This is a genomic window from Ruegeria sp. C2, assembly GCF_056537765.1.
The window spans coordinates 56,467-77,646 of the sequence record NZ_JBQFRZ010000002.1 but is presented as its reverse complement, the minus strand read 5'-3'; the positions used below and the strand labels follow the sequence as shown (position 1 = coordinate 77,646).

24 protein-coding genes are annotated in these 21,180 nt (G+C 57.9%); 10 read left to right on the top strand and 14 right to left on the bottom strand.

Annotated features, from left to right (window positions below):
- Positions 1-176: 176 nt before the first annotated feature.
- The 8 genes from ACR0IV_RS10095 to ACR0IV_RS10060 form a co-directional block, all read right to left on the bottom strand.
- Positions 177-1,256: a coiled-coil domain-containing protein gene (locus ACR0IV_RS10095; RefSeq protein ID WP_170423295.1), complete on the bottom strand. Its 1,080-nt coding sequence runs from the start codon at positions 1,254-1,256 to the stop codon at positions 177-179.
- A gap of 209 nt (positions 1,257-1,465) precedes the next feature.
- Entirely contained in the window at positions 1,466-1,897 is a 432-nt protein-coding gene (locus ACR0IV_RS10090) for a hypothetical protein (protein WP_480692810.1), read from the bottom strand.
- A 225-nt stretch (positions 1,898-2,122) separates the two neighbouring features.
- Complete coding sequence (locus tag ACR0IV_RS10085) at positions 2,123-2,590, bottom strand: Hsp20 family protein (RefSeq protein WP_480660049.1); 468 nt, start codon at positions 2,588-2,590, stop codon at positions 2,123-2,125.
- A 122-nt stretch (positions 2,591-2,712) separates the two neighbouring features.
- Positions 2,713-3,531: a trypsin-like serine peptidase gene (locus tag ACR0IV_RS10080; protein WP_480660048.1), complete on the bottom strand. Its 819-nt coding sequence runs from the start codon at positions 3,529-3,531 to the stop codon at positions 2,713-2,715.
- Complete coding sequence (locus ACR0IV_RS10075) at positions 3,528-4,313, bottom strand: trypsin-like serine peptidase (protein ID WP_480471148.1); 786 nt, start codon at positions 4,311-4,313, stop codon at positions 3,528-3,530. The genes ACR0IV_RS10080 and ACR0IV_RS10075 overlap by 4 nt, the downstream gene beginning before the upstream one ends.
- Positions 4,314-4,428: 115 nt before the next feature.
- Positions 4,429-5,742, bottom strand: a complete 1,314-nt coding sequence (glcF, locus tag ACR0IV_RS10070) for a glycolate oxidase subunit GlcF (RefSeq protein WP_480660047.1) — start codon at positions 5,740-5,742, stop codon at positions 4,429-4,431.
- 3 nt (positions 5,743-5,745) lie between these two features.
- Positions 5,746-6,846 (bottom strand): FAD-binding protein, encoded by a 1,101-nt coding sequence (locus tag ACR0IV_RS10065; protein WP_480660046.1) that lies wholly within the window; start codon positions 6,844-6,846, stop codon positions 5,746-5,748.
- Between the two features lie 65 nt (positions 6,847-6,911).
- Positions 6,912-8,351 (bottom strand): FAD-linked oxidase C-terminal domain-containing protein, encoded by a 1,440-nt coding sequence (locus ACR0IV_RS10060; protein WP_480660045.1) that lies wholly within the window; start codon positions 8,349-8,351, stop codon positions 6,912-6,914.
- Between the two features lie 79 nt (positions 8,352-8,430).
- Between ACR0IV_RS10060 and ACR0IV_RS10055 the strand changes: the two genes are divergently transcribed.
- Entirely contained in the window at positions 8,431-9,141 is a 711-nt protein-coding gene (locus tag ACR0IV_RS10055; protein ID WP_480471152.1) for a DUF599 domain-containing protein, read from the top strand.
- 35 nt (positions 9,142-9,176) lie between these two features.
- A complete protein-coding gene (locus ACR0IV_RS10050) occupies positions 9,177-9,524 on the top strand; it encodes a hypothetical protein (protein ID WP_480660044.1) in 348 nt (115 codons plus the stop codon).
- On the opposite strand, the gene ACR0IV_RS10045 is transcribed toward ACR0IV_RS10050, so the two are convergent.
- From ACR0IV_RS10045 to ACR0IV_RS10030, 4 genes are all read right to left on the bottom strand, one after another.
- Entirely contained in the window at positions 9,521-10,006 is a 486-nt protein-coding gene (locus tag ACR0IV_RS10045; protein WP_480660043.1) for a flavodoxin family protein, read from the bottom strand. The two genes, ACR0IV_RS10050 and ACR0IV_RS10045, sit on opposite strands and share 4 nt — an antisense overlap.
- Before the next feature lies 1 nt (position 10,007).
- Positions 10,008-10,478: a 23S rRNA (pseudouridine(1915)-N(3))-methyltransferase RlmH gene (gene rlmH / locus ACR0IV_RS10040; protein ID WP_480660042.1), complete on the bottom strand. Its 471-nt coding sequence runs from the start codon at positions 10,476-10,478 to the stop codon at positions 10,008-10,010.
- 44 nt (positions 10,479-10,522) lie between these two features.
- Complete coding sequence (rsfS, locus tag ACR0IV_RS10035) at positions 10,523-10,882, bottom strand: ribosome silencing factor (RefSeq protein WP_058276550.1); 360 nt, start codon at positions 10,880-10,882, stop codon at positions 10,523-10,525.
- Positions 10,883-11,047: 165 nt separating this feature from the next.
- Entirely contained in the window at positions 11,048-12,400 is a 1,353-nt protein-coding gene (locus ACR0IV_RS10030; RefSeq protein ID WP_480692806.1) for a mechanosensitive ion channel family protein, read from the bottom strand.
- 91 nt (positions 12,401-12,491) lie between these two features.
- Between ACR0IV_RS10030 and ACR0IV_RS10025 the strand changes: the two genes are divergently transcribed.
- The 6 genes from ACR0IV_RS10025 (at position 12,492) to ACR0IV_RS10000 (ending at position 17,470) form a co-directional block, all read left to right on the top strand.
- Positions 12,492-12,599 carry an isopropylmalate isomerase gene (locus tag ACR0IV_RS10025; protein ID WP_480656603.1) on the top strand — a complete coding sequence of 36 codons (108 nt, stop codon included), beginning with the start codon at positions 12,492-12,494 and terminating at the stop codon, positions 12,597-12,599.
- A 43-nt stretch (positions 12,600-12,642) separates the two neighbouring features.
- A complete protein-coding gene (leuC, locus tag ACR0IV_RS10020; protein WP_480660040.1) occupies positions 12,643-14,046 on the top strand; it encodes a 3-isopropylmalate dehydratase large subunit in 1,404 nt (467 codons plus the stop codon).
- A 37-nt stretch (positions 14,047-14,083) separates the two neighbouring features.
- Complete coding sequence (locus ACR0IV_RS10015; RefSeq protein WP_480660039.1) at positions 14,084-14,638, top strand: HdeD family acid-resistance protein; 555 nt, start codon at positions 14,084-14,086, stop codon at positions 14,636-14,638.
- 43 nt (positions 14,639-14,681) lie between these two features.
- On the top strand, positions 14,682-15,287 hold the full coding sequence (gene leuD, locus ACR0IV_RS10010) for a 3-isopropylmalate dehydratase small subunit (protein ID WP_480485038.1): 606 nt from the start codon (positions 14,682-14,684) through the stop codon (positions 15,285-15,287).
- A gap of 333 nt (positions 15,288-15,620) precedes the next feature.
- Entirely contained in the window at positions 15,621-16,451 is an 831-nt protein-coding gene (locus ACR0IV_RS10005) for a hypothetical protein (RefSeq protein WP_480471162.1), read from the top strand.
- Positions 16,448-17,470 carry an endonuclease/exonuclease/phosphatase family protein gene (locus tag ACR0IV_RS10000; RefSeq protein ID WP_480660038.1) on the top strand — a complete coding sequence of 341 codons (1,023 nt, stop codon included), beginning with the start codon at positions 16,448-16,450 and terminating at the stop codon, positions 17,468-17,470. Before ACR0IV_RS10005 ends, ACR0IV_RS10000 begins: the two co-directional genes overlap by 4 nt.
- A 71-nt stretch (positions 17,471-17,541) precedes the next feature.
- On the opposite strand, the gene ACR0IV_RS09995 is transcribed toward ACR0IV_RS10000, so the two are convergent.
- On the bottom strand, positions 17,542-18,447 hold the full coding sequence (locus ACR0IV_RS09995) for a Rossmann-fold NAD(P)-binding domain-containing protein (RefSeq protein ID WP_480660037.1): 906 nt from the start codon (positions 18,445-18,447) through the stop codon (positions 17,542-17,544).
- Between the two features lie 83 nt (positions 18,448-18,530).
- Between ACR0IV_RS09995 and ACR0IV_RS09990 the strand changes: the two genes are divergently transcribed.
- A complete protein-coding gene (locus ACR0IV_RS09990; protein WP_480660036.1) occupies positions 18,531-19,424 on the top strand; it encodes a LysR family transcriptional regulator in 894 nt (297 codons plus the stop codon).
- A 6-nt stretch (positions 19,425-19,430) separates the two neighbouring features.
- Here ACR0IV_RS09990 and ACR0IV_RS09985 read toward each other — a convergent pair whose 3' ends face one another.
- A complete protein-coding gene (locus ACR0IV_RS09985) occupies positions 19,431-19,958 on the bottom strand; it encodes a redoxin domain-containing protein (protein ID WP_480471166.1) in 528 nt (175 codons plus the stop codon).
- A 91-nt stretch (positions 19,959-20,049) separates the two neighbouring features.
- Here ACR0IV_RS09985 and leuB point away from each other — a divergent pair, with 91 nt between their 5' ends.
- Positions 20,050-21,153: a 3-isopropylmalate dehydrogenase gene (leuB, locus tag ACR0IV_RS09980; protein WP_480471167.1), complete on the top strand. Its 1,104-nt coding sequence runs from the start codon at positions 20,050-20,052 to the stop codon at positions 21,151-21,153.
- Positions 21,154-21,180 lie beyond the last annotated feature (27 nt).

The following is a 21,180-nucleotide window of genomic DNA, read 5'->3' as shown; positions in this document are numbered from 1 at the left end:
ACCAAAAGAACACCCGCTATCAGCACAAGTTTAGTCACCAAATGGTCTGGCATTAAATTAGCTGTCAGAAGAAGCAAAGTTAGGAACCCGCCAAAGACAACAAAGAGAATCCCTATTCTGAACCTGTCGCGTATACCCTTTGGCTTGCCTTTGGAACGGAACGTCACTGAAGCGCCTCACCCGCCATACAAATTCTTATCATGCTTCTCGACAATCGAGGCGAACCGGCGGGCAAAGCGTTCATCCGCCTTGGCCTTTTTCTCCAGCACGTCGCGGGCAAAGACCATGTGGTCCTCATGCGCCTCGAGCATGTCGGCCATTTTCTGGTTGGTCGCGGTGCCGATAGCGGCCATGGCGGTTTGCGCCTCTTGGTCGGTTTGCACACCGATCTCGTTGATGCGGTGGGCCACGTCCTGCTGCTGTGCAGTTTTCAGCGATTTGGTCAGGGCGTCATACAGCACCACGCGTTGTTGCGTGTCTGTCTGCAGCTTGTTGATCAGCACCATCTGCGTCGCCGCCTGATTTTGGAGTGAATCGACCCAGGTTTTGCCCTTTTCGATATAGCGCTCCAGCGTCTGAGACTTGGCCAGCTTGACCTGCTCTTCCTGAACCTTGGCGTTGTACTGCTTGTTCAACTCGGCCAGTTCAGTTTCCAGCTGGGTCCGCGCAGCGGCGTCCTGTTCGACGCTGATTTTGTTTTCCAGCGTGATGATTGTCGGGTCCATACCCTGAATCTCGGCGCGCAGTGCTTCCAACTCGGCCACCGTCGCCTCACGGTCATCCAGCGTGACAGTTAGGTTGTCTTCGACCTTGACGCGCTGTTCCTCCAGTACCGACAACTGCCCTTCCAGCAACTTTACGATCACATCGGACTTGGCGATCAGGTCCTGCAGCTTGTCATCAATATTGGCGGTGCGCATGCGTTCCTGCCGCATGGACTCGGATTTGGCCTTGGCGAAGATGCCGACGAACGACTCCCACCCGGTTTTCGAACGCATTTCGTCGAAATCCTTGGAAAACGCGTTGGTCACGTCGTCGAGCCCCATGATCAGCTCGGCGATGTTGGCGTTCATCACCTCGGTATGGGCGTGCACATCTTCCAAAGTGGCATTTTCAATGTCGATATCCGCCTCGGCGGTTCCGATCTTGGCACGAGCTGCTTCGATCCGTGAGGTCAAGCCTTCAATCTGCGATTGGCTTTCGCGGACTTTCTGTTGCGTCTCTTGAATCAATGCTTCGAATTGCTGGTTCGACATCTGCTATCCCTATTCTTCTTATCATCCAATGACATAGAGAATGTTATGGCAATTTACATCCCCTTGGGTCTCCAAATCACCAAGACTGTGGCAAACTCGACGCCAAAAAGATAGACGCAGAGGCAAGGCCGAGACACATTGCCCCCTGGTTTTAGAAGGGAGCAGAGAAGCGCTTGGATTTCTTAAGTTGAAGCTGCCGAAGGACAAGCTCAGTAGTTTGAGTACCGGAAATTAACCACAGCATCATCTTGAATAGCGCAATGGGCTTTTATGTAGCTCCGCGCATCATTGCTGTCCTTCGAGCGCGCGACTTCCAGATCAATCAGATCGATGCCATCAGAATTCGTTGTATAGGAAAGCGTCCGCTCAAAATCGACGGCATAGTAGCCTTGATTGCTCATGGCGATGTGGGTCCGATGCATACAAAGCCCGATCGCATTTTCTTCGGGAGAAACATGCGGGTGCTTCTGGTATTTTGATCCGTGTTTATGATGGTGTTTGGCGATCGACGCTCCCAGCACACCCAACGCGACCCCAGCGATAAGCGCTCCTGTATCGTTGGCACGGGTTGATGTCGCGGTCAGTGTGGTCGATGCAATAACGGCACAGGCAATAGCGGTAAAAACGGATTTCATTCGCATCTATTTCGTCTCCCTCTGAAGGCAGTGAACAAAATTCAGTTCATTGAATTGTTCCAGAAGAGACTAGCCTGACGACCTAAACTATTGCCAGATTTTAGTGAGAACGTGCTGCCCGCCATGTCCGGGGTCACGTTGGATACAACTTCGCCCCGCGCCTGGAGGAACGCGGGGCGTGTGTTGCGATAATCCAGAGAGGAAGAGATTACCGCAAGGTGATCAAATGCCTCAGTTCACGGCTTTGGCGTCAACCACGTCCTTTTCGATGGCCTTGGCCGAAGAGATCTCGATCTTGCGCGGTTTCAGGGCCTCAGGCACCTCGCGCTTGAGGTCGATGTTAAGCATGCCGTTTTCGTGGCTCGCGCCGGTGACGCGCACGTGGTCGGCCAAAGCGAAACGGCGCTCGAATGCACGGGTGGCGATGCCACGGTGCAGATAGCTGCGCTCTTTGTCTTCAGCGGCTTTCTTGCCAGAGACGACCAGCGAGTTCTCTTTCACTTCGACCGACAGGTCATTTTCCGAGAAGCCGGCGACAGCAACAGAAATCCGGTAGGTGTCGATGTCGGTTTTCTCGATATTGTACGGTGGATAGCTGGGCTGAGCCACGTCGTTGGTCAAAACCCGATCCATCATGTCTGCGACGCGGTCAAAACCGATGGTTGCGCGGTGCAGCGGTGCAAAATCAAATGTACGCATGTGTCATATCCTCTTCATTGAGCGATTTGCGAATGTGCCCTCCGTTTTGGACGGGCGGTGTTTGCACGAGCCCCTGTTCAGGCGACCCGATACAGCTCAGATGGGAAGAGAATTGGCGCGGTTCAAGACCCGCCTGCGCTGATAAACTTGGCGCCAGAACTTGATTTGTCAGACCCCGGCTGCAGCCTCCTGATTGTCGCAGTCGGACGCGGCGCATCGCGGCGCATCATGGCCTTTAGCTCCGACACGATGCCTGAAAGCTCCATGCCGTAGCCGATCTTGCGACGGCCGTCAGACGCACCCGCAGATACAACCGAGAGAATCTGCCAGCGCGGCCCGTTCTTGGCCAGGATCGCGGAACCGGACGATCCGAAAGTGATGTCGCAATCAAAACTGATCAGCCCCTGCCCGCGCTGCAAAATCTGGCACGATCGCTGACGCGTGATCGCTTCGGCCCGGCCGCGCCCGTATGAGGCGACGCTGATCTCGCTGTCGGTGACCCGCCCGCTGAACAAGGCGAACGGATCGGCGATGGCATAAGGAATGGGCTCTTCCAAGCGCATTAGAGCCACATCAACGCGGATTCTAGGCACGGAAACCGGGGCGTTGGCGATGAAATCTGGATGCGCGGCGATCTGGATAACCTTGCGCTCGGCAAGAGCTTCACCATCACTTAACCCCGCGCGAAAGGTCACCTCTCCGGGGGCATAAGGTTTGCCGGTTGCTCTATTCAATGCGCAATGCGCAGCCGTCAACACCATGTCCTTCGCAATCAGGGTGCCGGTGCAGAAGCCACTGCTGCCGATATCGAGCCGACCGACGGCTTCCCAACCGTACAGGTCATCGCGATCAGTCAGGCGTCGCTTGCCACTGTTCTGAGCGTGCGCGGAAGTGAAAAGAACGGAAAAGATCAATGAAAAAATAAGAAAGGATCGGGTCATGGTTTCAGAAATTTCGCTCCTAGATTCTTGGAACCGTTGACCGGTGATGCGTTCAGGCCGCGTCCTTGCGACAACTCGGCTTGCAGCAGCTCAAGTGACTGATCCAATGCGGTGCCCAGCGCCACGCTCTTGCCGTGCATCTCGGCCTTGGCAGCCACGACAGAAACAATGCGCGGACGCTCACCATCGAATGAGAAGATTGGCGCCCCAGAAGACCCAAAATCGACATCGCAGGACATCACCAGAATACCGGCCTGACGCGCCATGACCGAGCAGACCTCTTGCAGTGACGGCGCCTCGGCCCGGTCATGGGCATAAGATACTACACCTACGTCCTCGCCGTTTGACGGGCGATCTCCCGTTTCAAACGGCATGACAGCGGTATTCCGGATCGGCTGCCGCAGCTCGATCAATGCAATATCGTGACGCACCCGCGTAGCCGAGGACCCGCCATCATATTCGTACTGGGGATGTACGACAGTGCGCTGTGCTGCCCGATAGGCCAACGCGTGACCCAACCGCCAGCCAGCCAGAAACTCGATCCGTGCCGGATCAATCGGTTGCTTTGTAACCTTGTCGAACAGACAATGCGCTGCCGTCAGCACCAACGTGGGCGAGATCAACGCCCCGGTGCAAAATCCGGTTCCGTCGATATCCAGACGCCCCACAGCCATCCACGCGCGTCCAGCATGCGAGGTCTCAAGGCGTTCCAGCCCGGTATCCTGTGCCTGCGTGGCCATAGGGAGCAGGCTGAGTGCAAAGGCCGTGATCCAGTTGCGCACGTGGGTCTCCGGTCATTGGGTCCGGCCCCGAGTCGTACGCGCGAGGTGCGGCAAAATTAGGGCAGCACCGCCACAGGGCTTTGACTCCCAACAATGCCGTGTTGCTCCAATGGGATCAGCGCAGGATTGGAATCTCTGACGATTCTGCGCACATGGCGCGCGGACGTGGGCCTCCGGTTGCCCAATCCAATAGCTCCACCGTATGCACCACGGGCGTCTTGGTGCCAGAACCGATCTGCATCATGCAGCCGATATTCCCTGCCGCGATCACATCCGGTTTCTTTGCCTCAAGCGTGCGCACTTTGCGCTGCTTCAGCTTGGCTGAAATCTCGGGCTGCATCAGGTTATACGTCCCGGCACTGCCACAACACAGATGACTGTCAACAGGCTCTAACACGGTAAATCCGGCCCGCTTTAACAGATCTTTCGGATGCGATTTGATCTGCTGGCCATGTTGGAGCGAGCATGCCGCGTGATAAGCAACAACCAAATCCTGACCCATCATTTCCGGCAGATCGAGTTGCACAAGCAGCTCGCTGATATCCATGGCAATCTCTGAGACTCGCGCGGCATCCTGCGCCAACGGATCGTTGCGGAACATATGACCATAGTCTTTCACCGTCGTACCACAACCGGATGTGTTTATGACGATGGCGTCCAGCCCATCCGTATCCATCTCACGCGCCCAGGCACGAATATTGGCCGCGGCGGCACGGTGACTTTCGGCAGTCTTTCCCATGTGATGGGTCAACGCACCGCAGCAACCTGCACCTTCGGCCACGACCACCTCACACCCCAAACGCGTCAACAGGCGGATCGTGGCGTCATTGATGTCCGTATTGAGTGCCTTCTGTGCGCAGCCCGTCATCAATGCAACCCGCTTTATCGGCGTGCCTTTGGGTGTGAAACTCTGCGGATCGTCATTGCGGCTGACCGGGGGAATATGTTTCGGCGCCATGTCGAGCATCGCCTGTAATCTGGCATCTGGCATCAGGAACCTGAACGGCCTACCCAGCTTGGCCCCGATCAGCGCCCAGCGAAATCGCATCGGATAGGGCAATATCCGCGACAGAACCCAGCGCAGCATACGATCTGTCAGAGGTCGCTTGTAATTTGCCTCGATATATTCCCGTGCGTGATCAACCAGATGCATATAGTGCACGCCCGAAGGACAGGTCGTCATGCACGCCAGGCATGAGAGGCACCGGTCAATATGTTTGACCGTTTTCTCATCCGGAACACGCTCATTCTCCAGCATGTCCTTGATCAGATAGATACGGCCGCGCGGGCTGTCCAACTCATCGCCCAGTACCTGATAGGTGGGGCAAGTCGCTGTGCAAAACCCGCAATGCACACAGCTCCGCAGTATCTCGTTCGAGCGCTGGATCGCCGGGTCCTGCAGTTGCTTTTCACTAAAGGTCGTCTGCATCGCCTACCTCATCAGCCCCGGATTGAACAAACCATGCGGGTCGAATTTAGCCTGAATTCCTCGTGTTAGAGCCGAAATAGCCGCATCCTCTGGCTGAAATCTCCCTAGTTTTGCGAAGGTCTCATGATCCGCACGCACCAGCGTCGCATAGCCAGCAAATGCACCCAACCGGGTTCTGAGATCCGTTCCAGCCGGGACGCGTACCCAGATTAACCCGCCGCCCCAGTCAAGCAGCAACTGGTCGGCCTTGGCGCGAGCGACGATCTCTGATGCATCGCCAGGTTTGACAGACAAACGCCAGACGTCCGCTTGCTTGCCATGAAACGCATGAACATCGCGAATGGCCGTCCAGATCGACACGGGATCAGCCTCTTCTGACACAGAACCGAACTGCCCTAACACCGATGCCAATCTATCAACCCGATACGCAACTGAATCTGCAAAACCTTCGATCCTAACAAAGGCCGTTTGAGCATCTGGATCATAGGCCGCACCGGTGACCTCGAACGGAGATTTCAACGTCGCCGACAACGCCTGCACCGCCGTTTCGACATTTGGTACCGCAATTGATAAGGTCGCGACCTGATCCGGTTTGGGTAGCACTTTCAGCGAGACTTCTGTCAACACTCCCAAAGTGCCCCATGATCCGCCCATCAGTTTGACCAGATCATAGCCGGTGACGTTTTTCATTACCCGACCACCATTCTTAACCACTTGGCCAAGACCATCGACGTAGCGGACACCCAACAGAAAATCCCGACAAGCCCCCGCCTGAATGCGCCGAGGGCCCGATATATTGGCCGCGACAACCCCACCAATGGTCGGTGTGCCCTCGATCCCCAGCAACCCGCGATGGTCCATCGGCTCAAAAGCCAGTTGCTGCCCTTCCGCATTCAGCGTCGCTTCAATCTCAGCCAAAGACGTCCCTGCCTGTGCCACAAGGGTCAACGCTCCGGGTTCATAAAGTGCAATACCGCTCAACCCTGCTGTGCTCAGCACAGGTTCCGCCCCGGTCACCCCACGCGTTCCGCCGCCGGCAATCCGCACGGGACCATTCAGCCCCGCCACCATCTCGGCCAGTTCCGCTTCTGTCTCTGGTCCCATATCACTTCTTCTGTTCAAAGATAATCAGTAGCCGCCGCACCACGTTCTGGCGCAGGTCCAGCCCGCTATTCTGCTGCCATCCGGCGCCCCTCGGACGCGTCCAAAGGGAACACCTTTGCCGGGTTCAGCAACCACGCTGGATCGAACACATCCTTGACTGCCATCTGCGCCTCAAGATCTGCGCGAGCATATTGGTGATGCATCAGATCGCGCTTTTCGATCCCCACGCCATGCTCGCCGGTCAGGCAGCCGCCCTCATCAACGCAGAGCTTCAGGATCTCAGCCCCGAAAGCCTCACATTTCTCAAGATCGCCAGGCTTGTTGGCATCAAACAGGATCAGAGGGTGCATATTGCCATCCCCCGCATGAAAGACATTGCCGACGGGCAGGCCGTATTCGACGCTCAACTCGCCGATCCGGCGCAACACGGCAGGCAGTGCAGAAACAGGTATGGTTCCATCAAGGCACATATAATCGTTCATCTGCCCCATCGCCCCAAAGGCCGATTTCCGACCCAACCAGATCTTGGCGCTTTCCTCCGCCGACTGACTCTCACGTAGCTCGACCGGGTTGTGCCGTTTAGCGATCTCAACAATCTTCGACAATTGATAGTCGATCTCGGCCTCCGAGCCTTCGACCTCGACAATCAGCAATGCTTCGCAATCAGGATATCCGGCCTTGGCGAAGTTCTCACAGGCCTGAATACACAAACGGTCCATGAACTCGATCGCGACCGGCAGAATGCCGGATTTGATAATGTCAGAGACACATTGACCAGCGATCTCGTTGTCATCAAACCCCATCAACACAGGCCGGGCACCCTCTGGCTTGCGCAGAATGCGCAACGTGGCCTCAGTCACCACGCCCAGCTGCCCTTCGGAGCCGCAGATAACGCCCAGCAAGTCCAGCCCACCCGCGTCCAGATACGCGCCTCCGATTTCGACCACGGTGCCGTCCATCATCACCATGGTCACGCCCATCAGGTTATTCGTGGTCACACCGTATTTCAGACAATGCGCACCACCGGAGTTCATCGCGATATTGCCCGCAATCGCGCAGGCCAATTGAGATGACGGATCGGGCGCGTAAAAGAAATCTTCTTCCTCGACCGCGCCGGTGACGCTCAAATTGGTGCGGCCCGACTGAACTCTGATGAAACGGTTGTCATAGTCGACCTCCAGCACATTATTCATCCGCGCCACACCCAGAATGACGCAATCCGCTGTGGGCAAAGCACCTCCGGCCAGCGAGGTACCCGACCCGCGCGGCACCACCGGCACGCCCTCGTCATGGCAAATGCGCAGAATGTCCGAAACCTCCTGCGTGTTCGACGGCAGAACGGCCAGCATCGGTGGGCATCGGTAAGCCGTCAGCGCATCACATTCATAGGCGCGGGTCTCAGCAGGATCGTGAATGATCGCATCTTCAGGCAGAACCTGCGACAATCGCGCGACGACCCGGGATTTGCGGCTGAGGACCGCGGGGCTTGGCGTGGGCATTTCCATGGTTGACCTCCATTTGGTAAAATAATATTACCAATTTATCCATCTGGCAAGTTCGCACCTGCGGTCCTACTGTCGCAGCATGACCTGGATTGATCGCGCCGCTCTGTTTTCGTCGTTGGACTACATCGCCATCACGCTGCTGCTTGGCGCATGGCTGGGCATCGGCTGGCGCATCGAAAACCCCTCACCCAAAAAACAATCCGTGGCAATGATGATGGACGACTTTCGTCGCGGTTGGATGCGGGAAATGGTCACCCGGCAACCTCGCATGTTCGACGCACAGGTCGTGGCAGCGATGCGGCAAGGCAGTACGTTTTTTGCATCGACCACGATGATCGCAATTGGTGGCGGCCTGGCACTGCTGGGCAATACCGAGCGTCTGGCCGGTGTCGCCAATGATTTGGCCATTGGCAGCGCGCCCGCCGTTGTGTGGGAGATCAAGATACTGATCGTGATTCTTTTTCTCGCCAACGCCTTCCTGAAATATGTCTGGGCCCATCGCCTGTTCGGCTATTGCGCGATCCTGATGGCCGCGGTGCCCAACGAGCCCGAAGACCCCGCCGCTTATCCACGCGCAGCGCAAGCAGCCGAGATTTGCGTCACCGCTGCCCGCAGCTTTAACCGAGCTTTGCGGGCGACTTATTTTGCACTGGCGTCATTGGCGTGGATCCTCGGTCCCGTGGCCCTGATGGTCGGCGCGGTAATCACCTTTGGCGTGCTCTACCGGCGGGAGTTTGCGTCGCAATCCCGGTCCATCCTGATGAAACAGACGGCTAACACAAAGACGTGATCCCATTTGCGGCACCAACTCCGTACATTCACACCATGCGATATGTGATTCTTGCGGCCCTTCTGGCCAGCCCCGCCCTTGCCGATGATCCTGTCATCGAAAACGTCACCGCCAAGCAAAGCGGCGATACGTGGCGATTCGATGTAACCGTCTCACATCCTGAAACCGGCTGGGATGATTATGCCGACGGTTGGCGCGTGCTGGATATGGACGGGACAGAGCTTGGGATGCGCGTACTGCATCACCCGCATGAGAACGAACAGCCCTTTACCCGGTCATTGAGTGGCGTCGCTATCCCGGTCGGTACTGCTCAGGTACAAGTTCAGGCCCGCACCAATGTGGATGGTTGGGCAAAAGATACCTTTGTGGTTCCCCTTAACTAAAACACGCCCAACGTCAGACCCGCGCCCAGCGCCGCGCCGATTTCGCGGCATTGCTCCAGTTGATCCTGTGGAATGGTCTTTTCGGCCAGAATGGCCTCAGACGTTTGCGCGTGGGTGCAGAGGATCAGCGGTGGCTGCACCTCTTTCAGCCGCCAGCCGGTGGCAATACGGGCGATCTGGCGGGCGGCGTTTTCCCCGTCGGACCCGGCGCAGATCATCTGGGCATAGGGGCGGCCTTCGATCTTGCCCAGCACAGGATAGTAGCTACGGTCGAAGAACTCTTTCATGAGGCCCGAAATCGCCGCCAGATTCTCGGGTGCGCAAAAGATGTAACCATCAGCGGCCAGCAGGTCGTTGGGCCCGGCTTGATCGGCGAATTTCAGCACGATCTCCGCCTCGTCCCGTGCCGCTTCGGCTGCGGCTTCGGCCATTTGCCGGGCACCGCCGGTGCGCGAATGGTAAACGATCAGAAGCTGCGCCATGTCAGACCCGGTGATAGGGACCGCCCGACAAGATGGTTGCGGCCCGATAGAGTTGCTCGGCCAGCATCACACGGACCAGCATATGAGGCCAGACCATCGATCCGAATGAGATGGAAAAATCTGCTTCAGCCCGCAGGTTAGGATCTATTCCGTCCGCTCCACCGATGATCAGCGCCAGATCCTGCCGCCCGGCATCGCGCCAGCCGCTCAGCTTCTGCGCAAAATCCGGCGACGACATCACCCGCCCGCGTTCGTCCAGCGTGCAGATCACAGCGCCTTTGGGTAGTGCCTTGCGCAGCAGGGCGGCCTCGGCCCCCATGCCCGCGTTTTTCTTGTCTTCAACCTCGATCACCCGTGCGGGACCAAGGCCCAGCGCACGGCCGGTCCGGTCAAAACGGGTCAGGTAGTCGTCAAGCAGGGATTTCTCCGGTCCGGCGCGCAATCGCCCAACCGCAACTATGCTGATACGCATATCTCTCTCGCCTCCGGCCCTTCAATACAGGCCGGGATGGCGCCTCAGTTCGCCGAGGCGCTGCCGCCCTGAGGCAGCCACATCTTTTCCAGCTGATAGAATTCACGCACTTCGGGGCGGAAGATATGGACGATCACGTCGCCCGTATCGATCAGCACCCAGTCGCCGGCATCCTTGCCTTCGACCTTCGAGGTGAAACCGAATTCCTGCTTGATGCGATCCGTCAGCTTTTCCGCCATGGCCGAGACCTGACGGGTCGACCGACCCGAGGCAATCACCATGTGATCCGCAACAGAAGACTTACCTTGCAGGTTGATCTGCACGACGTCTTCGGCCTTGTCATCGGAAAGTGAGGAAAGGATACGTTCAAGCAGCTTGTCGCTGATTGACTGAGAGTGGGCCATTACACCGGCCCCATCATCGGCGGGCAAACCCGCCTGGGTATGTAGAGACAGGACATAGTCCTCCTTTGCTGCGCGCCGCCAAATCCCCGGCGCTGGGGTACTATTAAGGTAACAAGGGGAATGCAACATTTCAATGAACGGGCTGTTTCAGGCAGTGACACAGGCTCACTCTTTGGCGAGTTGTTGCGCGTCTGCGTCGTCGGGCAGCAGGCGAACTTCGCGCTGCGGAAAGGGCAGCGAGATATCCTCAGTCTGAAACGCATCCCAAAGCGCCAGATAGACATTGCCCCGAATATTGGTCAGCCCCTTGGTTGGATCACTGATCCAAAACCTGAGAACATAGTCCACGCTGCTGTCGCCGAATCCGGTGATGTGGCAAACGGGTTCATGTGACCCTCCACTCAGAACCCGACCCACTGTCTTCACAGCCCGGATAGCTGTGGCACGGACTTTATGCGGATCGTCGCCATAGCTGGTGCCGAATTCCAGATCTAACCGAACGAACTTGTCCGAATGCGACCAGTTCACCACTTGGTTGGTGATCAAATCCTCGTTCGGGATCAGATATTCCCGCCCGTCCCGCGTAACGACCGAGACATAGCGGGCACCCAGAGAGTTGATCCACCCGAACGTGTCACCCAGCGATATCACATCGCCCGGCTTGATCGACCGGTCCATCAGGATGATGATGCCCGAAATCAGGTTCGAGACTACTTTCTGTAATCCGAAACCGATGCCCACACCGATCGCACCGGACAACAAAGCAATCCCTGTCAGATCGAAGCCGAGCGTCCGGATCGCAGCCATGAAAACCGCACCATAGAGCAGCACCTGAATGCCCTTGGCCAGCAGCACCTGCATCGAAGGCGTTATGTCGTCGTTGTTTTTCAACCCCCGCTCTGCGGCGCGGGTTCCGACGCGGGCCAAAGTCAGCAAGACACCGATCAACAAGACCGCTTTGATAATACCCAAGGCTGAGATGTGCAGATCGCCAATCGAGATCGCAACCCCGTCCAGAAACCCGGCGACGTCATCCGTGAGGCTCAGCGCCACCAGCGTTGCGTAGACCCACATGGACCATTTGAAAATCTGCCGCAGCGTCCGGTTGCGCACCAGCCGCGAGACCAGCGCGATCGCCAACCAGGCCAGCGCAAGGGTTGCAAATACACCAATGATGTAGCTGCGCGAAGGCCATGTGGTGTGTTGCATGACCCAATAAAGTCCCCAGGACAGCAGCACAAAATAGACCAGTGTCAGGCGCCGCATCAGCTGGATCAGAATGCGCAACCGCCATTTCGGCCACCCGCTGCGCGAGCGGGCCCATGCATCCCATCGGTTTTGCGTCAGCAGTTTCAAGAAAAACGCCAACGCCCACAGAAACAGGATGATAACCAGCTGGTACTGCCTCCAGCCCGGCGTGACGATCAGCTCGATCAGGTTATCAAACTGTGCTGAGAACGCCGCCGTCATGTTGGCATAAAGCTCGGACAGCGTTTCCGGTAGCAGATCCTGGTTCATACCCGCCAGCTTGGCCATCCGCGTGGTTGGATGCAAGCCCGCGCCCCGATTGAACCTTGATTGACGCGATGGCCCGATATATCTGGACCGCATGAGACTCACAGTAGCCCAACTTCAGAACCTGGAAGATCGCGCGCGCCTGCGCGAGCGGTTCTTTGGGGCTGCCCGCACGGTTCTGGCCCGCCTATCCGCGGCCTAAGCCACCTCGCCAGCTATTTCTCATTACATACGGGAGAGGACCGATGTCCCCCAAAACACTCTATGACAAGATCTGGGACGCCCATGTCGCGCACGAAGCCGATGATGGCACCTGCCTGCTCTATATCGACCGCCATCTGGTGCACGAAGTGACCAGCCCGCAGGCGTTCGAGGGCCTGCGTATGGCAGGCCGCAAGGTACGCGCACCGGAGAAGACCATCGCCGTGCCAGACCACAACGTTCCGACCACAGCGGATCGTGTGCACGGGATCGAAAACCCCGAATCGCGCATTCAGGTCGAAGCGCTGGACAAGAACGCCAAGGATTTCGGCATTCACTATTATCCGGTGCATGACGTCCGTCAGGGTATCGTGCACATCGTCGGCCCCGAGCAAGGTTGGACCCTGCCCGGCATGACCGTTGTTTGCGGTGACAGCCACACCGCCACCCACGGCGCGTTTGGTGCACTGGCGCACGGCATCGGTACGTCTGAGGTCGAGCACGTTCTGGCCACGCAGACCCTGATCCAGAAGAAGTCCAAGAACATGAAGGTCGAGATCACCGGCAAATTGCAGCCGGGCGTGACCGCCAAGGACATCACTCTGGCCGTGATCGGTGAGACCGGCACCGCTGGTGGCACCGGCTATGTCATCGAATATTGCGGCGAAGCGATCCGCGATTTGTCGATGGAAGGCCGCATGACTGTTTGCAACATGGCCATCGAAGGCGGTGCGCGTGCGGGACTGATCGCGCCGGACGAAACCACCTTTGAGTACGTCAAAGGCCGGCCCCACGCCCCGAAAGGCGCGCAGTGGGAAGCCGCGATGGATTGGTGGAAAACGCTTTATACCGACGAAGGCGCGCATTTCGACAAAGTCATCACCCTGCGCGGCGAAGATATCGCGCCAGTCGTCACTTGGGGCACCAGCCCCGAGGATGTGCTGCCGATCACCGCATCCGTACCGCACCCCGAAGATTTCGAAGGCGGTAAAGTCGACGCGGCCCGCCGTTCGATCGAGTACATGGGTCTGGAAGCCGGTCAGAAGCTGAGCGATGTGGAAATCGATACAGTTTTCATCGGCTCATGCACCAACGGCCGTATCGAAGACTTGCGCGCTGCTGCCGAGATCCTGAAAGGCAAGAAGATCAAGGACGGCATGCGCGCCATGGTCGTACCGGGTTCGGGTCTGGTGCGTGCTCAGGCCGAAGAAGAAGGTCTGGCGGATATCTTCAAAGAGGCCGGGTTTGAATGGCGTCTGGCGGGATGCTCGATGTGTCTGGCGATGAACCCCGACCAGCTGCAACCGGGCGAGCGCTGCGCCGCAACTTCGAACCGCAACTTCGAAGGCCGTCAGGGTCGAGGTGGACGTACCCATCTGCTGAGCCCGGCGATGGCTGCCGCAGCGGCAATCACAGGACGGCTGACAGACGTCCGCGAACTGATGTAAGGTGCCCTCATATCTAGATATTTGAGGGATTGAAGACATGAGTGACTGGATCAAATGGCTTTTGCTTGGACTGCTGTCCATCGCGTTTGGCGTCTTTGTACTGGGCGCGCCGGTGGTGGCATCCGTGGCCGTAACGGTCGTAACCGGCGTGTTGCTGCTGATCGCGGGCGCATTGCAGATTGTCGGCGGCTTCACCGTTGAAGGCGCTGGCAACAAGATCCTGTCGCTCATCATGGGTGCGGTCATGCTGTTTCTGGGCTGGTCCTTCCTGGATCACCCGCTGCAGGGCACGCTGACGCTAGCGACCGTGATGCTGATCCTGTTCATGGCAGGTGGCATCGCGCGGGTCATCCTGTCGTTCCAGATGAAGGGAACGCAGTTTTTCTGGCCCACGCTGATCTCGGGCATCTTGTCGATCGTTCTGGCCGGTATCATCTGGTCTTATGCGGCGGCGGAACCCGCGGCCCTGCTGAGCTTGCTGGGTATCCTGCTGGGCATCGAGATGCTGTTCAACGGGTTTGGATTGGTCTTCATGGCGTTCTTCGTCAAGAACGCACCCAAGGACGAAACAACAAAAGCCAAAGAGGCTTAAACGCAGGGTACAGGGCGCGGCCCTCTCCTGCAGGAGTGTAGAGATGGAAAAGTTCGAAAAAGTCCACGGGGTGGCCGCCCCAATGCCACTGATCAACATCGACACCGATATGATCATCCCCAAAGTGCATCTGAAAACCATCAAGCGGTCCGGTCTGGGCGTCGTTCTGTTTGACGAGATGCGCTATCACGATGACGGGCAGGAGAATGAAGAGTTCGTTCTGAACAAACCCGCCTATCGTCAGACCGAGATTCTGGTTGCTGGCGACAATTTCGGCTGCGGCTCATCGCGCGAACATGCGCCTTGGGCGATCAAGGATTTCGGCATCAAGGTCGTGATCTCGACCAGCTTCGCCGACATCTTTTTTAACAACTGCTTCAAGAACGGCATCCTGCCGATCGTGGTCGAAGAAGAGCACCACGCGATTTTGATGGACGACGCGCACAAGGGTGAAAACGCCCGCATGACTGTGCATCTGGAAGATCAGAAGATCACCACATCGGATGGTGTTGAGATTGAGTTCGACATCGACCCACACCGCAAGCACTGCCTGCTGAACGGTCTGGATGACATTGGTCTGACCATGGAAAAAGACCATCACATCGACAAATTCGAGGATCACGCAAGCCAGTCCCGCCCTTGGGTATGATTCTGGGGACGAATCTGTTGATACTCAACCTAACGGGGTCGCAAGCGCGGCCCCGTTCGCATTCTTGGGGCTAAAAGTCCGCAAACCACTACATCTAGGTATCATATTGAGATACACGTCGGATTTGCGTCGAAAATGATGCAATCCCGCACCAGTTGCGCCATCATTTTGCCCGAAAGTGCGTGTTTTCTGCACTCCGGCTTGAGCGAAATACCGCTTATCGTCAATCTTAGCGATACTGAGGTAACCGTCACTAAACGAACGGTCCGCACAAGTTGGAAGTGAAGTCGACATAGAATCGGCCACTCCGGTTTGGAAAAAAGGGTTCGGATTTTGATTGCACGCACAACAGGAGCGGCGATACGTGGAATATTGGTGGCGCTTATGGTGCTCACTCCCGCGTTGTACCTGCCAGCTTCGACGTCGAATGGGACAGAGATCGTTGTTTTTCTCGCCATCCTGGCGTTCCTGTTGACGTTCTCCGAATATAACTCCGCCTTTCCCAGCTTTATCGAATTTCGTGATGCCGCACCGGTGAACCGTCTGCGTTTTGTCGGGCTTGTATCGATGGTCATCTTCCTGACGATGATCTGCAAAAACGTTTATGCGCCGACGCATATGACCAGCCTGTTCTATGCGACCGGGCTGGCGGTTTCGAATGTGGCAGATTTCCCTTATTCGCCCGTGCGTCTGGTTGTACTGATGCTGCCTGACAACGCCAGCCAACCTTTGATTGAACTGGTACGCATCTCAGCAAGCATCGCTTATGTCGCCGCGTTGGCCACGATTGGCAGCTTTGCCTACGCGGTCAAGCTGCGGGGCTGGCCCATGGGCAACGGGGCTTTCAATGTCTGGACCAATCTGCCCTTGTTCGACCCTACTAAGGGTGGCGATGTGGTGACCCGGCTGCAACGGGATGGCCGTTTGAACATCGCCATTGGGGTGCTGCTGCCATTCCTGATTCCAGCCGTGGTGAAACTGATGGCTGCCTTTGCGGCTCCAATTGCCCTCAGCAATCCTCAAACCCTGATCTGGACATTGTGCGCCTGGGCTTTCCTGCCTGCCAGCATGATCATGCGGGGCATGGCGACCTTGCGCATCGCTGGACTGATTGTCGAAAAACGCCGCGCCTACTCAACCTCCGAGGCCACTCAGATCGCATGATCCGAGCCCTTATCGTACTGCTGCTGCCTCTTTCGGCGCAGGCAGACATATTGCGAGTCGCTACTTATAACACCGAACTCAGCCGCGAGGGGCCGGGGCTCTTGCTGCGGGATATCAGACGGGGCGACCCACAAGTGAGTGCGGTGATCGAAGTGCTGACGGAGACACGTCCCGACATCGTGGCACTGCAGGGGATCGACTGGGATCTGGACGGGTTGACCCTGACCGCCCTTCAGACGAAGCTGGACGAAGCGGGTCTGACTTATCCTCACAGCTTTTCGGCACAACCCAATTCAGGGCTCGAAACCCCGATGGATCTGGACGGAGACGGCAAAACCAGCGGGCCGGGCGATGCTCAGGGCTGGGGCCGGTTCACAGGGCAAGGCGGTTTGGCCGTACTATCGCGATATCCCATCGCGGAAGATGAGGTGCAGGTCTACTCCACGATGCTATGGCGGGATCTTCCGGGTGCTACGCTGCCCGTCGCTAAGGATGCCCCGTTTCCATCGCCCCAAGCGCAGGCCATTCATCGGCTCTCTTCAACCGCCCATTGGGTCGTTCCGATCGATGCGCCCGGGGGTCGTCTTGAGCTGATGACGTTCCACGCCAGCCCACCGGTGTTTGACGGGCCAGAGGACCGCAACGGTCTGCGAAACAGAGATGAGATAAGGTTCTGGTCAGTGCTCCTGGAAAAAGAGGTTGGCCCTGCTCCATCAAGCCGGTTCATAATAGCGGGGGATGCAAATCTCGACCCGGATCGCGGTGAAGGTCGCAAGGACGCCATCCGGGACCTGCTTGCCCACCCATTGCTGCAGGACCCTAAGCCCACGAATGCGGAAGGTTCCACCGCGACGGTTCTCTGGAAGGGCGTGGGCGAGATGCGGGTCGATTATGTCCTGCCCTCGGCCGATTGGCAGGTACAGGATGCAGGTGTGTATTGGCCACCTCAACCGGATCGTGACAACGCCGAGACTGCCAGCCGTCATCGACTGGTCTGGGTCGATCTGCACGATCAGTGATCAGTACTGCTAAGGCGCTGGGGGGTGCCTCCCTTGAAGCGGCGTTCCGCATAAGAGAACGGCAATGCGCGTTACGACCAAAGAGGGGCGCTACCCGATTGTCCGCGCGGTTGTACGGCAGAACCCGGAACTGCAGCTGTCAACGCTGCAGAAAGATCCGTCTGCACAAAGTCAGGCAATAGCGCTTCAAACCGCGCACCATCCAAACGATGCGGCGTGTCCCACAGGTACCGCATTTCAAGCAGATGAGGCGCCATACGCCAGAACGGACGTGCCAATTGCAACGGCCACCAAGCCATCTTCCGCAGTTCAACCTCGCGCTCAATCACCCGCGGCAACGCCCGCGCAAGGTCATTGCCGGATAGCGTATATCCCGCAAACGGAATATCGTTGTATCGCGGCAGGTCGGCGCGCATCTCGGCCAAGCGGACAGCAGCGCGGGTCAGATCAGGCAGATACGCCCAGGCATGCTGGATGTCGGGATCACCGGGATAGACGAAGCGACCACGACGCAGATGCTTGATCAGCACCTGATCAAACCAGTTCCCCGATACAGCGGTATCGATGAAATCTCCGGCCCGCAGCAAAATGGTCTGCACGGATGAATCGCGATAGGAAGCCTCCATCTCAATCCGAATACGACCGAGCGGATTGGTGGCCAAATGTGGCGTCTCAGACGACCAAGGGGCACGAGCGTCTGCGCCAAAGACATAGACATTGCCGGGCAAGATAACGGTGGCCCCGCTGCTTTCAGCAGCCGTGATCACTCTGCGATGCAACGTCGGCACATCACGCGCCCAGTCCGGATAGGGCGGGTTCCACGCATTCACGATGACATCCACATCGCAGGCCGCAGCTTTCAGATCATCCGAGGCACGGTTGAAACGGCGCACGGACCAGCCCGCATGGGAAAACGCTGCAGCTGAGTTGCGGCCAAAACGCCCTGAGGCACCAAGGATTAGCGCAGTTTGTTGCATGTATTCCTCCTGATGCTCTCAATTTACTCATTCGCATGCATTGATGAATTGCCAATAACCGCAGATCATGTATTCGTTTTTGAATGGCAAATCCTCTGCAGCTTTCCGACTGGTCCCTGATCCAGAGCTTTCTGGCCGTGGCTGAAACCGGCTCGCTTTCAGCTGCGGCGCGGCAGCTGGGGCGCAGTCAGCCTACGTTGGGGCGGCAAGTGCATGCGCTTGAGCAAGAACTGGGCGTGCCCCTGTTCGACCGACATGCACGCGGCCTGACACTCAGCGAAGTTGGGCAACAGGTGTTGCCGATGGCTCAGCAGATGCACGGCGCGGTTAACGCGCTTGGGCTGACGGCGGCGGGGCAGGCTCAACAGCTTGAGGGTTCGGTCCGGATCACCGCCTCGGTCTTTGTCTCGCACCACCTGCTGCCTCCCATCCTGGCCGCGATCCGCCAGGAGGAGCCGGCCATACAGCTTGATCTGGTCGCCTCGGATGCCAGCGAGAACCTATTGTATCGAGAGGCCGACATCGCCGTGCGCATGTATCGCCCCGAGCAGGTCGACATCGTGGCCAAACATATCGGAGAGCTTCCGCTCTGCTTTTGTGCTGCGCGATCCTATCTGGAACGCGCCGGGCGTCCAACGACCCCCGAGGAATTGATGCAGCATGATCTGGTAGGGTTCGACGCTAATCAGGACATCATCACCGCCATGCGCAACAAAGGCTGGCCTGCCAGCCGTGACAGCTTTGCCACCCGCTGCGACAACCAGACCGCCTATTGGGAGCTGATCCGCGCAGGCTGCGGTGTCGGCTTCAGCCAACTCAGCATCGCACAGGCGGATCCGGCGGTTGAGGTGCTGGATATCGAAGCCGAGATACCCGTTCTGCCGGTCTGGCTGGCCGCCCCGCAAGCCATGCGTCAGACCCCACGCATCCGCAGGGTCTGGAATCTGCTGGCTGAGGGGTTGAAGGCCAGATTGTGATGCCTCCTACAGCGCGCCAGTATAGGTGCCGCGCGCTGGATAGTCATTGGCGAGGGTGAATTTCAACCCTCCGACAATATCCGACATCGGAGGCCGGGCGAATGGCGTCGTCTGCTGCCAGACGTAGTACAGGGTTTGATCCGGTTTGATATAGAAATGCCCCGGCTCAGCAAACAGCGCAGGCTCAGCGCTGCCTTCGCGTGCGACCGAGATATTCAGCCCCCAGGTGTCACGCGCATCGACCATCGACAAACCATACCCCACGCGCAGTTTTGAGACCCCGGCTTTCTCGACCGTTTCAGCCGCGCGTTCGCCTGTATCCGTGGTGATCATGATCACCTCGATACCCAGTTCGGCGAAGTCATCCAGCGCTGCTTCGACCTCGCCCATCTGGCGAATACAGATCGGGCAATGCAGACCGCGATACTGAATCACCAGCGTCCCGTTTTCACCTGTGTCACGCTCAAGATCAAAGGTGCCGTGGCTCACGGTTTCGATTTTCAGCGATGGGGCGGGTTTTCCGGGTGTCAGCATGTCTGTTCCTCGTGTTTTGGCGGGTTCGTCTCATTGACCCGATGCGCCGCAAACGCTAGGGCCTGTGCAACGAAACGCAAGGAGATCCTTCATGTCCAACCCCTCGCTCCTCATCCTGCCCGGAGACGGAATTGGCCCCGAAGTCATGGCCGAAGTGCGCAAAGTCATCGATTGGTTCGGCACCAATCGCGGCCTTCACTTTGACGTGAGCGAGGACCTTGTGGGCGGCGCGGCCTATGACGCGCACGGCAAGCCTTTGTCGGATGAGACCATGGCAAAAGCGCAAGAGGTTGACGCGGTGCTGCTGGGTGCCGTGGGTGGCCCGAAATACGACGACCTGGACTTCTCGGTTAAGCCCGAGCGCGGCCTGCTGCGCCTGCGCAAGGAAATGGATCTATTCTCGAACCTGCGCCCGGCACAGTGTTTTGACGCGCTGGCCGATTTCTCGTCGCTGAAGAAGGACATCGTGGCCGGTCTGGATATCATGATCGTGCGCGAGCTGACCTCGGGTGTGTATTTCGGCGAACCGCGCGGCATTTTTGAGGAAGGCAATGAGCGTGTGGGCATCAACACCCAACGCTACACCGAATCCGAAATCGAACGCGCCGCGCGCTCGGCCTTTGAACTGGCAATGCGTCGGAACAAAAAGCTGTGCTCGATGGAAAAGGCCAACGTCATGGAATCGGGCATCCTGTGGCGCGAAGTCGTGAATCGCGTGGCCGAAGAATATCCCGAAGTCGAAGTGACCCACATGTACGCGGATAACGGTGCCATGCAGCTGGTGCGGGCACCGAAGCAATTCGATGTCATCGTCACCGACAACCTGTTTGGCGATCTGCTGTCCGACTGCGCCGCGATGCTAACCGGCTCACTGGGTATGCTGCCATCTGCATCGCTCGGTGCTCCGATGGCGAATGGTCGCCCCAAGGCGATGTACGAGCCGGTCCACGGTTCAGCCCCGGATATCGCGGGTGAAGGCAAAGCCAACCCGATCGCCTGTATCTTGAGCTTTGCCATGGCGCTGCGGTACAGCTTTGACCAAGGTGCCGAGGCGGATCGTCTGGAAGCCGCCATCGAGAAGGTTCTGGCCGATGGCGTCCGCACTGCCGATCTGCTGGCCGAGGAAGGTGTTCAGCCAGTTTCGACCTCGGAAATGGGCGACGCGATTGTCGCCGCGCTGGACGCGAGCGCCTGAAACGTCAAAGGCGGTGCCTGAAGCACC